Genomic DNA, 13779 nt, shown 5'->3' with positions numbered 1-13779 from the left:
CTCATGTCCAAGGGCAAGCACCGTCGTCCGTCCAAGGCCGTCCGTATCGTCACGCTCGCCGGCGTCGCCGGTGCCGCCGTGGCCGCCCCGCTGATGGTCGCCACCTCCGCCAACGCCGCGTCCGTCTCCACGTGGGACAAGGTCGCCGAGTGCGAGTCCAGCGGCAACTGGTCCATCAACAGCGGCAACGGCTACTACGGCGGTCTGCAGTTCTCGCAGTCCTCCTGGAACGCCGCCGGCGGCCAGAAGTACGCCGACCGCGCCGACCACGCCTCCAAGAGCGCCCAGATCGCCGTGGCCGAGAAGCTGCTCGCCATGCAGGGCCCGGGCGCCTGGGGCTGCGCCGGCGCCGGCAACCTGACGTCCGGCGGCCCGAAGGCGAACGTCGACCCGGGTTCCGGCTCCTCCGGCAAGTCCTCCCGCGCGGGCGGCACCGTCTCGGGCAAGTCCCACGCGGACCGCAGCGAGCGCCAGGCCGCGCCGAAGAAGGCCGCGCCCAAGCACACCGCCCCGCAGACCGTCGAGCGGGACGAGGCCCCGGCCCCGAAGCCGGCTCCGAGCCACACCGCTCCGCAGTCCTACAAGGTCGGTGACGGCGAGTACGAGGTCAAGGAGGGCGACACCCTCTCCAAGATCGCCGACGCCAAGAACGTCAAGGGCGGCTGGCAGAAGCTGTACGACCACAACAAGGACATCGTCCAGGACGCGGACGTGATCTTCGTCGGCCAGAAGCTGCACCTCAGCTGACCGAGCTGACAGGGGCGGTCCACGCGAGTGGGCCGCCCCTCTTTGGCTTTTCCGGGCAAATCCCTCATTCGTGCGGCGATCTCGTCATTTGTGCTGCTGTGATGATTTTTCTGACTTTTCGGATTCTTCGGCCCGGAAACACCGTCCAACGGCGAGGTGAGCCTCCGGCGCCCGTTAGGCTCGTGCAGCAGAACCTCAGACACACACGAAGGAGACCCTCGTGCCGTCCATCGACGTCGTCGTAGCTCGCGAGATCCTCGACTCGCGAGGCAACCCCACGGTCGAGGTCGAGGTCGGCCTCGACGACGGCTCCACGGGCCGTGCCGCCGTGCCGTCCGGCGCCTCCACCGGCGCCTTCGAAGCCATCGAGCTCCGCGACGGTGACAAGAACCGTTACCTGGGCAAGGGCGTCGAGAAGGCCGTCCTGGCCGTCATCGAGCAGATCGGCCCGGAGCTCGTCGGTTACGACGCCACCGAGCAGCGCCTGATCGACCAGGCCATGTTCGACCTGGACGCCACCGACAACAAGGGCTCGCTCGGCGCCAACGCCATCCTGGGCGTCTCCCTCGCCGTCGCGCACGCCGCCTCCGAGGCCTCCGACCTGCCGCTCTTCCGCTACCTGGGCGGCCCGAACGCGCACCTGCTGCCCGTTCCGATGATGAACATCCTGAACGGCGGCTCGCACGCCGACTCCAACGTGGACATCCAGGAGTTCATGATCGCGCCGATCGGCGCGGAGTCCTTCTCCGAGGCCCTGCGCTGGGGCACCGAGGTCTACCACACCCTCAAGTCGGTCCTGAAGACCAAGGGCCTGTCCACCGGCCTGGGCGACGAGGGCGGCTTCGCCCCCAACCTCGGCTCCAACCGCGAGGCCCTCGACCTCATCCTCGAGGCCATCAAGCAGGCCGGCTACACCCCCGGCCAGGACATCGCGCTCGCGCTCGACGTCGCCGCCTCCGAGTTCTACAAGGACGGCGCCTACACCTTCGAGGGCAAGTCCCGCACCGCCGCCGAGATGACCGAGTACTACGCCGAGCTCGTCGACGCGTACCCGCTGGTCTCCATCGAGGACCCGCTGTTCGAGGACGACTGGGACGGCTGGAAGACCATCACCGACAAGCTCGGCGACAAGGTCCAGCTCGTCGGCGACGACCTGTTCGTCACCAACCCGGAGCGCCTCGGCCGCGGCATCGAGGAGGGCGCCGCCAACGCCCTGCTGGTCAAGGTCAACCAGATCGGCTCGCTGACCGAGACCCTCGACGCCGTCGAGCTGGCCCAGCGCAACGGCTTCAAGTGCATGATGTCGCACCGCTCCGGCGAGACCGAGGACGTCACCATCGCCGACCTGGCCGTCGCCACCAACTGCGGCCAGATCAAGACCGGTGCCCCGGCCCGCTCCGAGCGCGTCGCCAAGTACAACCAGCTCCTGCGCATCGAGGAGATCCTGGACGACGCCGCGGTCTACGCCGGCCGCAGCGCCTTCCCGCGGTTTCGCTCTGCGAACTAATTAAACGCAGCAAGGGCTGAACCCCGGCGGGCTGACACGGCCTCAGAACCGCAGCCTCACCACGTCCCCGGCCACGGTCCCGTACCGTGGCCGGGGACGTACGTTCGTAGCGGGACTGCGGGCGACCAGGACCTCGGGGAGGCGAAGTGGCGGCGGACCGTTCCACCGCGACCAGGCTCAGGGCACTCGGCTCGGTGCTCGTCCAGGGCCCCACGGCCCGCGTCTACCGCGCCCGGGGCCCGCGCCGCAGCCGGCTGACCGGCCGCGCGGCGCTGCTGGCGCTCGTCGTCTGCTCGCTGGTCGTCGCCCTCGCCTATCCCATGCGCCAGTGGGTCACCCAGCGCTCCGACATCGCCGACCAGCGCCGCCAGTCCGAGCGCGCCCGCGAGCAGGTGCAGCGGCTGGAGGACGAGAAGGCGCGCCTGGAGGACCCGGCCTACGTCGAGCAGCAGGCGCGCGAGCACCTGCACTACCTGCGCCCCGGTGAGACGGGCTTCAGCGTGGTCGACGGCAGCGGCACCGCCCGCCGCCCCCGGGATCAGGGCGCCGCCGACCGCCCCTGGTACAGCAATCTGTGGGACGGTGTGGACGCCGCGGACACCCCGCGCTGACGCCCCGGCACCGCCCCTCACGCGCACGCCGCCCCTCCACACGTAAGACGTACGAACGCCGGCACCACCGAGCGAAGACGACCCCAGCGAAGACGACACGAGCGAGCACATGGACACCCCTCCGCCCCAGACCGAGCCCACCGAGCCCACCGCCGCCGACATCGAGGCGTTCAAGGAGCAGCTCGGCCGCCCGCCGCGCGGACTGCGCGCCATCGCCCACCGCTGCCCCTGCGGCCGGCCGGACGTGGTCGAGACCGCGCCCCGGCTGCCGGACGGCACGCCCTTCCCGACGACGTACTACCTGACCTGCCCGCGCGCCGCCTCCGCGATCGGCACGCTGGAGGGCTCGGGCCTGATGAAGGAGATGCAGGACCGGCTGGCGACCGATCCGGAGCTCGCCGCCGCCTACCGCGCCGCGCACGAGGACTACCTCCGCCGCCGCGACGCGATCGAGGTCCTGGAGGGCTTCCCGAGCGCGGGCGGCATGCCCGACCGCGTCAAGTGCCTGCACGTGCTGGTGGGTCACTCGCTGGTGGCGGGCCCGGGCGTGAACCCGTTCGGCGACGAGGCGCTGGCGCTGCTGCCCGAGTGGTGGGCCAAGGGCCCGTGCGTGACGCCGTGCGCCGTCCCGGACGGGGGTGACGAGAAGTGACCCGCGTCGCCGCCATCGACTGCGGTACGAACTCGATCCGCCTGCTCGTCGCCGATCTCGACGCCGCGACCGGCGCGTTCACCGAGCTCGACCGCCGGATGACGATCGTCCGCCTGGGCCAGGGCGTGGACCGCACGGGCCGGCTCGCGGACGAGGCCCTGGAGCGGACGTTCGCGGCCTGCCGGGAGTTCGCGGAGGTCATCCGCGACCTGAAGGCCGAGCGGGTGCGCTTCGTCGCCACCTCCGCCTCGCGCGACGCCGAGAACCGCGCGGACTTCGTGCGCGGCGTGGTGGACATCCTGGGCGTGGAGCCCGAGGTGATCAGCGGTGACCAGGAGGCCGAGTTCTCCTTCACCGGCGCCACCAAGGAGCTGACCGGCCGCCAGGATCTGGCGAAGCCGTTCCTCGTCGTGGACATCGGCGGCGGCTCCACGGAGTTCGTCGTCGGCGAGGAGCATGTGCGGGCCGCCCGCAGCGTCGACGTCGGCTGCGTGCGCATGACGGAGCGCCACCTCGTGGCGGACGGCGTCATCGTGGACCCGCCGACGCCGGAGCGCATCGCCGCGATACGCGAGGACGTCGAGGCCGCCCTCGACCTGGCCGAGGAGGCCGTTCCGCTCGCCGAGGCCCGTACGCTCGTCGGCCTGGCCGGCTCGGTGACCACGGTCGCGGCGATCGCGCTGGGCCTGACCGACTACGACTGGACGCGCATCCACCACGCGCGGATCTCCCTGGAGCAGGTCCGGGAGATCACCGGGCGGCTGCTCGCCGCGACGCACGAGGAGCGCGCGGCGATCCCCGTGATGCACCCGGGCCGGGTCGACGTGATCTGCGCCGGTGCGCTCGTCCTGCAAGCGATCATGGAGCGTGTGGGCGCCCGTGAGGTCGTCGTCAGCGAACACGACATTCTGGACGGAATCGCCTGGTCCCTCGCCTGAGAAGGCACCCCGTGGGGGCCCCTCCGGGGGCCTCCGGGAAAAAGTTCGTGAAATCCTTCACATGAAAAAAGGGAGCGTTGGCGGCGCGAAGGGGCCCATTGGGCCCTTCCGGGGCCTCCCGGGGTGCCCGCGGCAGGATGCCGTCCGGTTTCGGGCGGCTTAAAGAGATGTTTATGTGAGCGCCGTTGCGGCAGTGGTCTAGTCAACCTGACGCCCACAAGGCCAGTTCAACGGGGGTTCACAACGCATCCGGAGCCGTAGTGGTTCCCTTACGGCCGTATGGCATGGGTCACGGTGGCGGCGGAGTGTAGCAGATACCCTCAGGCCCCTTGTGAAGGGGCTCACGAGCACCCCCGCCAAGAGTGCTGGATACTCGAATCATGAGCACCACGGAGCGTCCACGGATCCTCGTAGTAGGCGGTGGGTACGTCGGCCTGTACGCGGCGCGCCGCATCCTCAAGAAGATGCGGTACGGCGAGGCGACCGTCACGGTCGTCGACCCGCGTTCGTACATGACCTACCAGCCCTTCCTGCCCGAAGCAGCTGCCGGCAGCATCTCCCCCCGCCACGTCGTGGTGCCGCTGCGACGCGTGCTCCCCAAGGCGGAGGTCCTCACCGGCCGCGTCACCACCATCGACCAGGACCGCAAGGTCGCCACCGTCGCGCCGCTCGTCGGCGAGGCGTACGAGCTGCCCTTCGACTACCTGATCGTCACGCTCGGCGCCGTCTCCCGCACCTTCCCGATCCCCGGCCTCGCCGAGAACGGCATCGGCATGAAGGGCGTCGAGGAGGCCATCGGCCTGCGCAACCACGTCCTGGAGCAGCTCGACAAGGCCGACTCCACGACCGACGAGGAGATCCGCCGCAAGGCGCTGACCTTCGTCTTCATCGGCGGCGGCTTCGCGGGTGCGGAGACCATCGGCGAGGTCGAGGACATGGCGCGCGACGCCGCCAAGTACTACCCGAACGTCAAGCGCGAGGACATGCGGTTCGTCCTCGTCGACGCCGCCGACAAGATCCTCCCCGAGGTCGGCCCCAAGCTCGGCGCGTACGGCAAGGCGCACCTGGAGAGCCGCGGCATCGAGATCCACCTCTCGACGTCGATGGACTCCTGCATCGACGGCCACGTCGTGCTGAAGAACGGCCTCGAGGTCGACTCCAACACGATCGTGTGGACCGCGGGCGTCAAGCCCAACCCGGCGCTGGCCCGCTTCGGCCTGCCGCTCGGCCCGCGCGGCCACGTCGACACCCTGCCGACCCTCCAGGTCAACGGCACCGACTACATCTGGGCCGCGGGCGACAACGCCCAGGTGCCGGACCTCGTCGGCCGCGCCGCGGGCAACGAAAACGCCTGGTGCCCGCCGAACGCCCAGCACGCGCTGCGCCAGGCCAAGGTCCTCGGCGACAACGTCATCTCGGCGATGCGCGGCTTCGGTGCCGCCCAGACCGAGTACAAGCACGCCAACAAGGGTGCGGTGGCGGGCCTCGGCCTCCACAAGGGCGTGGCGATGATCGTCATGGGCAAGATGAAGATCAAGCTCAAGGGCCGCCTCGCCTGGTACATGCACCGTGGCTACCACGGCATGGCCATGCCGACCTGGAACCGGAAGATCCGCGTCTTCGCGGACTGGACCCTCGGCATGTTCCTCAAGCGCGAGGTCGTCTCCCTGCGCGCCATGGAGAACCCCCGCGAGGAGTTCTACGAGGCCGCGAAGCCGGCCCCCCGGCCGCAGGCCGACTCCGTCCCCTCGGAGAAGGCGAAGGCCTCCTAACGGCGGTCGCGGCTCGGCCGCGGTCAACCAGTCGGCAACGGCGTCCACCAATCCGTGGGGTGGGCGCCGTTGCCGTATGTCCGGCCACCGACAGTTGATCTAATCTGACTGAACGGGACTACCGTGCCGACTCTTGGTGTTTAGGTGTCAGTTGAACGTTTCTCCTGACCTTGCATCATGGAGGTGTGTGCGACATGGCCGACGCCGCTCGACGGCTCACCGCGCTCGCGGAAGAGGTCCTGGGAGCCCCGCTCCCGGTCCGGATCCGCGCATGGGACCGCAGCGAGTACGGCCCTCCGGGCGCCCCCGCCGCCCCCGTGCTGGTCATCCGGCGCCGCCGCGCCCTGCGCCGGCTGCTGTGGAAGCCGGGCGAGCTGGGCCTCGCCCGGGCGTGGGTCGCGGGCGACATCGACGTCGAGGGTGATCTCTACGAGGCGCTCGACCTGCTGGCCGGCTCCCTCTGGGAGCGCGGCGAGGACACCCCCCGCTCCGGCCTGGCCGCCCTCCTGGCGGCCGTGCGCGACCCGCGCCTGCGCGCCGCGGGCAGCGAGCTGGTGAAGCTGGCCGGCCCCGGGCTGCCGCCCCGCCCGCCCCGCGAAGAGGCCCGCAGGACGAGCGGCCCGCTGCACACCCTGCGCCGCGACAAGCAGTCCATCAGCCACCACTACGACGTCGGCAACACCTTCTACGAGCGGGTCCTGGGCCCCTCGATGGTGTACTCCTGCGCGTACTGGGGGACTCCTGAGGACGGGGCGTCCACCCTTGAGGAGGCACAGCGCGCCAAGCTCGACCTCGTCTGCCGCAAGCTCGACCTCCGGCCCGGGCAGCGCCTCCTCGACGTCGGCTGCGGCTGGGGCTCGATGGTGCTGCACGCCGCCCGCGAGTACGGGGTGAGCGCCGTCGGCATCACCCTCTCCGCGGAGCAGGCCGCCTACGCCCGCAAGCGCATCGCCGAGGCCGGCCTGACGGACCGCATCGAGATCCGGGTCCAGGACTACCGCGAGATCTCCGACGGCCCCTTCGACGCGATCTCCTCGATCGGCATGGCCGAGCACGTCGGCTCCGCCCGCTACGCCGAGTACGCCGCCGACGTCTACGCCCTCCTCAAGCCGGGCGGCCGGCTGCTCAACCACCAGATCGCCCGCCGCCCCCTGAAGGACGAGGAGACGTACGAGGTCGACGAGTTCATCGACCGCTACGTCTTCCCCGACGGCGAGCTCGCTCCCGTCGGCCGCACCGTGGCCCAGCTGGAGCAGGCCGGGTTCGAGGTGCGCGACGTGGAGTCGCTGCGCGAGCACTACGCCCTGACCCTCCGTCAGTGGGTCGCCAACCTCCAGAAGCACTGGGCGGAGGCCGTGGACCTCACCTCGGCGGGCCGCGCCCGGGTCTGGCGGCTCTACATGGCCGCGTCGGCCCTGTCCTTCGAGCGGAACAGGATCGGCGTCAACCAGGTGCTGGCCGTCCGCACGCCCGGGACGGGCGCGGCGGGGATGCCGCTGCGGGCGCGGGACTGGCGCTAGACGCGCAACCGGACACATAAGGGGCCCCGCGGCGCGCTGCCGCGGGGCCCCTGTTCCGTCCGTGCCTGCCGGCTACTCCGCCTTGATGGCGGACAGCATGTTCAGCTTCGCCGCCCGGCGGGCCGGCCACAGCGCGGCCAGCACGCCGACCAGCGCGGCGAGCAGCAGGAAGATGCCCATCCGGCCCCACGGGAGCACGAGCTCGTAGGTGTTCAGGGCCTTGCTGATGAGGTCACCGGCCGCCCAGCCGAAGAAGACGCCGAGACCCACGCCCATCACACCGCCGAAGAGCGAGATGACCAGCGACTCCAGGCGGACCATCCGCTTGATGCCCTTGCGGTCCAGGCCGATGGCGCGCAGCATGCCGATCTCCTGCTGCCGCTCGAAGACGCTCATGGCCAGGGTGTTGATGACGCCGAGGACGGCGACGACCACGGCCATGGCCAGCAGGCCGTAGAGCATGTTCAGCAGCAGGTTGATGCCCTTGGCGATGCTGTTGGAGATGTCCTGCTTGGTCTGGATCTGGATGGCGGGGTTGTCGCCGAGGGCCTTGCGGAGGGAGTCCTTGGTGGCCTCGCTCGCGCCGGACTTGGTCTTGACCATCACCTGCTTGTCGTCGATCAGGCTCTGGTGCGGGGCCAGGGTCTTGGTGTCGACCCACACGCCGCGCATCAGGTCGTTGCCCTTATAGATGCCGGAGACGGTCAGGCGGCCCTTCTTGCCGTCCTCGAAGGTGACGTCCAGGGACGAGCCGAGCTTCCAGTGGTTGCTGCGGGAGGTGGCGTCGTCGATGACGACCTTGTCGCCGGAGAGCCCGGCGAGCGAGCCCGCGGTGAACTCCAGGCGCGTCAGCTTGCCGATGGTCGCGCCGTTGACGCCGGTGAGGCTCTGGTGCTCGCCGCCGATACGGGCCGGGGACGAACGCAGCGGGCTGGTGGCGGTGACGTCCGGGTGCCCGGTGAGCTTCTTTTCCACATCGGGGGACAGCGAGGTCATGCTGGCCATGGAGACGACGTAGTCGGCCTTCACCGAGCCGGTGGCCATCTTGTCGATGGCCTGCTGGACGCTGCCGGCGATCACGGTCAGGCCGGTGATCAGGGTGAGGCCGATCATCAGCGCGGAGGCGGTGGCGGCGGTGCGGCGCGGGTTGCGCACGGCGTTCTGCCGGGCGAGCTTGCCGGGCATGCCGAACAGGCGCAGCACGGGCGCGGCCGCGGCGATCATCGGGCGGGACAGCAGCGGGGTCAGCACGAAGATGCCGATCAGGACCACCCCGGCGCCCAGGCCCATCATCTGGGTGCCCGAGGCGGTCAGCACGACGGCTGCACCGATCGCGGTGAGGGCACCGCCGATGGTGTTGCGCACGACCAGGGAGCGCGTGGTGGCCACGGCGTGGATGCTGTTCATCGCGGCGACCGGCGGGATCTTCGCGGCGCGGCGGCCGGGCAGCCAGGCGGACAGCATGGTGACGACGATGCCGACGACGAGCGAGACCAGGATCGTGCTCGGCTCGATGACCAGCGGGCCGTCGGGGAGCGGGGCGCCGTTGCCGTTGAGCAGCGCCCGCAGGCCGGTGGCGATGCCGATGCCCGCGAGGAGGCCGGTGACACCGGCGACGGTGCCGACGAGGAACGCCTCGATGAGCACGGAGCGGGTGACCTGGCGGCGGCTCGCACCGACCGCGCGCATCAGGGCCAGCTCCTTGGTGCGCAGGGCGACCAGCATGGTGAAGGTGTTGGCGATGATGAAGATGCCGACGAAGAGCGCGATGCCGGCGAAGGTCAGCAGGATGGTCCGCTGGGCGTCCTGCTGCTGCGCGATCATGCGGGCCTGCTCGTCGGCGAGCTGCTTGCCGGTGGTGGCCTCGGCGTCGGCGGGCAGGATCTTCTCGACGGCGGACTTGAGGGCGGCCTGGGAGGTGCCGGCCGCGGCCTTCACGTAGATCTCGCTGAACTCGCCGGGCTTGCCGTAGAGCTTCTGCGCGGTGGGGGTGTCGAAGAGGGCGAGGCTGCCGCCCGCGGAGACGTTGCCGTCGTCGGTGGTGAAGATGCCGGCGAGCTTCTGCTCGAGCACCGGGCCGTCGACGGAGACGCGGACGGTGTCGCCCACCTTGTAGCCGCCGCGCTCGGCGGTCTTGGCGTCGAGGGCTGTCTCGCCGGCGCCGTGGGGCGCGCGGCCGCTCTTGAGCGGGTAGCGGGCGTCCTTGCCGCCGGTGCCCGGGTAGTAGTTGGCGCCGGTGGAGTCGAAGCCCTCGCCGATGAGCTTGCCCTGCTTGTCGGCGATGGCGGCGAAGCCGTTGACGGTGCCGGTGGCGCCGGCCGCACCGGGCACCGCGGCGGCCTGGTCGAGCAGGCGCTGGGTGAGCTTGGGCGCGTCGCCGGGGTTGCCCTTGTCGCCGTCCTGCCGGTGCGGCTGGATGGCGACGTCGACGCCGGTGAAGCCCTTCTCGGAGCTCTTCTTCTGGGCGGCCGAGATGGTCGAGGTGAAGACCAGGGTGCCGGAGACGAAGGCCACGCCGAGCATCACGGCGAGTACGGTCATCAGCAGCCGGGCCTTGTGCGCGAGGACGTTGCGCAAGGCGGTACGGAACATGGTCTGTGTGTCCTGGGGGAGCGGGGCCCGTGCCGGGCCGTCGTCGGGAGGCTGGGAAGCGGCGGAGCCGTCTCTCAGCTCGTGCGGCCCTTGGCGTCGAAGCGCTTCATGCGGTCGAGGACCGCGTCCGCGGTGGGCTCGCGCATCTCGTCGACGATGCGGCCGTCGGCGAGGAAGACCACGCGGTCCGCGTAGGAGGCGGCCACGGGGTCGTGGGTGACCATGACGACGGTCTGGCCCAGCTCGCGCACGGAGTTGCGCAGGAAGCCCAGGACCTCCGCGCCGGAGCGCGAGTCCAGGTTTCCGGTGGGCTCGTCCGCGAACATGATCTCGGGCTTGCCGGCCAGGGCGCGGGCGACCGCCACGCGCTGCTGCTGGCCGCCCGAGAGCTGGTTGGGGCGGTGCTTGAGGCGCCCGGAGAGGCCGACGGTGTCGACGACCATGTCCAGCCACTGCCGGTCGGGCTTCCGGCCGGCGATGTCCATCGGCAGGGTGATGTTCTCCAGGGCGGTCAGCGTCGGCAGGAGGTTGAACGCCTGGAAGATGAAGCCGATCTTGTCGCGCCGCAGTCGCGTGAGCTTCTTGTCGTTCAGCGTGGTCAGCTCGGTGTCGCCGATCGTGGCCGAGCCGCCGGAGACGGAGTCCAGGCCGGCCATGCAGTGCATCAGCGTGGACTTGCCGGAGCCCGAGGGGCCCATGATCGCGGTGAACTCGGACTGGCGGAACTCGACGGAGACCGCGTCCAGGGCGATGACCTGAGTCTCGCCCTGTCCGTAGACCTTGGAGAGGTCCGTGGCGCGGGCTGCCACTGCCGTGGGGCGGGCGGCGGTCTGGACGCCGTAGGGGGAGGTGGTCACGGTGGCGGTCTCCTGTCGGAACGACGGTTTCGGCGGACCACTCCATCGTCGGCGCCGATCGGCCGCCCCGGGTCAGACCCAGCTCCCGTTCCCGGGGCAGACCTCGGTCGGACCCGGGCCGGCGCCCCTCCTCCTTGGGTATGACACCGCGGGTGCGGCGTGCCCGGGTCGCGCGGGGCGGCGGGGGCGGCCCGGCACCCGGTCGGAAGGCGGCGAGATTGCGACAATTCCCTACCCCGCCCGGGCCTCCTCGGTGAACGGGGGGTATCGGCCCGTGGCATGTGCCTTTGGCGTCGTTCCTGCACTGATGCACCCTCAGTTGCCAATAAAATAAGACAACCTCGGGTCATCGTTCCGCTGTTTGGGGGGCGCTCCCCGGCTAGGCTCGTCCTGCTCTCCTCTTACCAGGGTGGCTCGCGCGCCTTTCCTGCCTGTACGCATGTACACCCGAGAGCGCGCCCGGATGGTGGAATGCAGACACGGCGAGCTTAAACCTCGCTGGCCCTTCGGGCCGTGCCGGTTCAAGTCCGGCTCCGGGCACCCAGCTGCTCGGTGTCCCCCACTCTCCGTAGGGAACCGAGTGCCACCCGTTTGCGTTCTCCCCGTAGGGGCGGGGGAGAGCGCCGGAAAAGATCCTTCCCAAGCACGAGCGCATTCCTTTGCCTACCTATTACCCTTGGTCGCGAGGCCGCGCAGGGTGGCCACGGATGGAGTGAAGGATGAGGAGCAGCAACCCGGTCTTCTCGCGGCGGTTCCGCGGCAACAACGGCTACGCGGGCTTCAACGCGGCGCCGCAGGCCGGGACCGCGGCCCAGGGCGGGAACCCCTACGCGCAGCCCGCCAACCCGTACGCCACCAACCCCTATGCCCAGGGCGGCCCGGATCTCCAGCAGGGGTATCCGCAGGCTCCCGCCACCACGGGCCGCATGACCATGGACGACGTCGTCATGCGCACGGGCATGACGCTCGGCACGGTCATCCTGGCCGCCGTCGCCGGCTGGGCGCTGAACGTCCCGGTCGGGGTCGGCTACGGCGCGGCCCTCGTGGCCATGCTGCTGGGCCTGGCCCAGTCCATGTTCCTGCGCAAGCCGGTCCCCGCCGTGATCCTGGCGTACGCCGCGTTCGAGGGCCTCTTCCTCGGCGTGGTCAGCAAGGCCTTCAACCACTACGCGCAGGGCGCCCCGGTCCAGGCCGTGCTCGGCACGATGCTCGTCTCGGTCGGCGTGCTCATCGCGTACAAGACGCGTCTGATCCGCGTCGACCGCCGCTTCGTCCGCTTCGTGACGGCCGCCGTGATCGGCTTCGTCCTGCTGATGATGGCGAACCTGCTGTTCGCCGTGATCGGCGGCGGTGACGGCCTCGGCCTGCGCACCGGCTGGCTCGGCGTCCTCGTCGGCATCGCCGGCGTGCTGATCGGCGCGGCCGTCCTCGCGCTCGACTTCAAGCAGGTCGAGGACGGCATCCAGTACGGGGCGCCGCGCGAGGAGTCGTGGTTCGCGGCCTTCGGCCTCACCGTCTCGCTGGTGTGGATCTACATCCAGATGCTCCAGCTGATCGGCGTGCTCAACGAGGACTGACCGATCGCCCAGCGTGCGAGAAGGGCCCGGGAAGAGATTCCCGGGCCCTTCGCCGTACGCGTGGTCGTAGGTGTTGTCGTACGTGCTCGTACGTGTGCGCCGTGGGGAGTTTTCCGGTTCAGGGGGCGCTGCCGGTTACAGCAGCTTCCGAGCGGCCCGTCGGAGGTCGTACTCGTGGACGATCGCCTTGGCGTGGCCATATGCGAGGTCGTGCTCTCCGCGCAGCCAGCTGACCTTCTCCTCGAAGCGGAAGAGGGAAGGGCCTTCTTCGACCGTGCGCAGCCAGTCGGCGACTTCACGGCCGGTGCAGTGGGGGATTCGGGAGAGCAGGTTCCGGTGGGTCTCGTCGGAGAAGACGTGGGACATCGGCGCCTCCGGACGCGTCGAATGATGGTCCTTCATGTCACCGTGCCCGAGTGTGCAGACGTTGGCAACACTCCGGCAACGGCGCATAGGCTCGCGCTGTGGATGATGTGACGTCTCTTCTGGCCGCCGTGGACGCTTTCGCCGACCGGCTGCGGACCCTGCCGCAGTCCCGCCTGAGCAGGGGGGCGGCCGCGGAAGCGCTGACCCTGGCCCGGGAACTGGCGGCACGGACGCAGCGGATAGAGGAGCCCGGGGCCGCGGCGCCCAGGGAAATGCCCGAGGCCGGAATGTTCGCGGTCGCCGACCAAGTGGCGGTGGCGGGCCATGATTTGGCCGAAGCGTTGGCGTCAGCGTCCGGCGACGCGGACGCCGCCGGAGGCGGGGTCGCGGAGGCGGTGGCGTTGGTGGAGGCGGCGGCTAAGCGGTGCGGGTTGTAGGGGTTTGTACGGGTGCGGGTGGTTTTGGCGCCGCCGGATTCCGTCGTTGTGGCTGAGCGCCGCGGCGGCGGCTTCAAGGATGCAGGGCATCCTTGACCGGGGCGGGGCCGGTGAAGGGGCTCGCCCCTTCATCCCGCCGCGACGGCGCCCAGCCACAGCGACGCTGTCCGGCGGTGCCGGACCGGCGTGAGGCCGGCTGCCTC

General features: G+C 70.5%; 12 protein-coding genes and 1 tRNA gene. 10 read left to right on the top strand and 3 right to left on the bottom strand.

The window, feature by feature from the left end; all coding sequences use genetic code 11:
* Positions 1–3: 3 nt before the first annotated feature.
* The 7 genes from PS271_RS10495 (at position 4) to PS271_RS10465 (ending at position 7747) form a co-directional block, all read left to right on the top strand.
* Positions 4–747 (top strand): transglycosylase family protein, encoded by a 744-nt coding sequence (locus tag PS271_RS10495; protein WP_398381686.1) that lies wholly within the window; start codon positions 4–6, stop codon positions 745–747.
* Positions 748–967: 220 nt separating this feature from the next.
* Positions 968–2254 carry a phosphopyruvate hydratase gene (gene eno, locus PS271_RS10490; protein ID WP_398381685.1) on the top strand — a complete coding sequence of 429 codons (1287 nt, stop codon included), beginning with the start codon at positions 968–970 and terminating at the stop codon, positions 2252–2254.
* Between the two features lie 146 nt (positions 2255–2400).
* Positions 2401–2865 (top strand): FtsB family cell division protein, encoded by a 465-nt coding sequence (locus PS271_RS10485; protein WP_120756774.1) that lies wholly within the window; start codon positions 2401–2403, stop codon positions 2863–2865.
* A 109-nt stretch (positions 2866–2974) separates the two neighbouring features.
* Complete coding sequence (locus PS271_RS10480) at positions 2975–3517, top strand: DUF501 domain-containing protein (protein ID WP_398381684.1); 543 nt, start codon at positions 2975–2977, stop codon at positions 3515–3517.
* Positions 3514–4455, top strand: a complete 942-nt coding sequence (locus PS271_RS10475; protein WP_398381683.1) for a Ppx/GppA phosphatase family protein — start codon at positions 3514–3516, stop codon at positions 4453–4455. Before PS271_RS10480 ends, PS271_RS10475 begins: the two co-directional genes overlap by 4 nt.
* A 380-nt stretch (positions 4456–4835) precedes the next feature.
* Complete coding sequence (locus PS271_RS10470; protein ID WP_398381682.1) at positions 4836–6227, top strand: NAD(P)/FAD-dependent oxidoreductase; 1392 nt, start codon at positions 4836–4838, stop codon at positions 6225–6227.
* Between the two features lie 194 nt (positions 6228–6421).
* Positions 6422–7747 carry a class I SAM-dependent methyltransferase gene (locus PS271_RS10465; protein WP_398381681.1) on the top strand — a complete coding sequence of 442 codons (1326 nt, stop codon included), beginning with the start codon at positions 6422–6424 and terminating at the stop codon, positions 7745–7747.
* Positions 7748–7819: 72 nt separating this feature from the next.
* Here the strand turns inward: PS271_RS10465 and PS271_RS10460 are convergent, their stop codons facing one another.
* Positions 7820–10339: an ABC transporter permease gene (locus PS271_RS10460; protein ID WP_398381680.1), complete on the bottom strand. Its 2520-nt coding sequence runs from the start codon at positions 10337–10339 to the stop codon at positions 7820–7822.
* Between the two features lie 74 nt (positions 10340–10413).
* Complete coding sequence (locus tag PS271_RS10455) at positions 10414–11196, bottom strand: ABC transporter ATP-binding protein (protein ID WP_398381679.1); 783 nt, start codon at positions 11194–11196, stop codon at positions 10414–10416.
* Between the two features lie 457 nt (positions 11197–11653).
* Between PS271_RS10455 and PS271_RS10450 the strand changes: the two genes are divergently transcribed.
* A tRNA-Leu gene (locus PS271_RS10450) sits at positions 11654–11736 on the top strand.
* 179 nt (positions 11737–11915) lie between these two features.
* The gene (locus PS271_RS10445) at positions 11916–12773 is read left to right on the top strand and encodes a Bax inhibitor-1/YccA family protein (RefSeq protein WP_398381678.1); all 858 of its coding nucleotides are present in this window, start codon (positions 11916–11918) and stop codon (positions 12771–12773) included.
* 135 nt (positions 12774–12908) lie between these two features.
* Here the strand turns inward: PS271_RS10445 and PS271_RS10440 are convergent, their stop codons facing one another.
* The gene (locus PS271_RS10440; RefSeq protein ID WP_030365184.1) at positions 12909–13139 is read right to left on the bottom strand and encodes a DUF4287 domain-containing protein; all 231 of its coding nucleotides are present in this window, start codon (positions 13137–13139) and stop codon (positions 12909–12911) included.
* Positions 13140–13237: 98 nt separating this feature from the next.
* Here PS271_RS10440 and PS271_RS10435 point away from each other — a divergent pair, with 98 nt between their 5' ends.
* A complete protein-coding gene (locus PS271_RS10435) occupies positions 13238–13576 on the top strand; it encodes a hypothetical protein (protein ID WP_398381677.1) in 339 nt (112 codons plus the stop codon).
* The last annotated feature ends 203 nt before the right edge of the window (positions 13577–13779 follow it).

It is taken from the genome of Streptomyces sp. SCA2-17 (assembly GCF_044336695.1).
The sequence above is the reverse complement of the archived record's forward strand: the minus strand, read 5'-3'. Positions and strand labels throughout refer to the sequence as shown.

Excerpts from the sequence above, each read along its gene's own strand:
- PS271_RS10495 (WP_398381686.1), top strand. The coding sequence starts at position 4 with ATGTCCAAGGGCAAGCACCGTCGTCCGTCCAAGGCCGTCCGTATCGTC.
- PS271_RS10480 (WP_398381684.1), top strand. The coding sequence starts at position 2,975 with ATGGACACCCCTCCGCCCCAGACCGAGCCCACCGAGCCCACCGCCGCC.
- PS271_RS10470 (WP_398381682.1), top strand. The coding sequence starts at position 4,836 with ATGAGCACCACGGAGCGTCCACGGATCCTCGTAGTAGGCGGTGGGTAC.
- PS271_RS10465 (WP_398381681.1), top strand. The coding sequence starts at position 6,422 with ATGGCCGACGCCGCTCGACGGCTCACCGCGCTCGCGGAAGAGGTCCTG.
- PS271_RS10460 (WP_398381680.1), bottom strand. The coding sequence starts at position 10,339 with ATGTTCCGTACCGCCTTGCGCAACGTCCTCGCGCACAAGGCCCGGCTG.
- PS271_RS10445 (WP_398381678.1), top strand. The coding sequence starts at position 11,916 with ATGAGGAGCAGCAACCCGGTCTTCTCGCGGCGGTTCCGCGGCAACAAC.
- PS271_RS10440 (WP_030365184.1), bottom strand. The coding sequence starts at position 13,139 with ATGTCCCACGTCTTCTCCGACGAGACCCACCGGAACCTGCTCTCCCGA.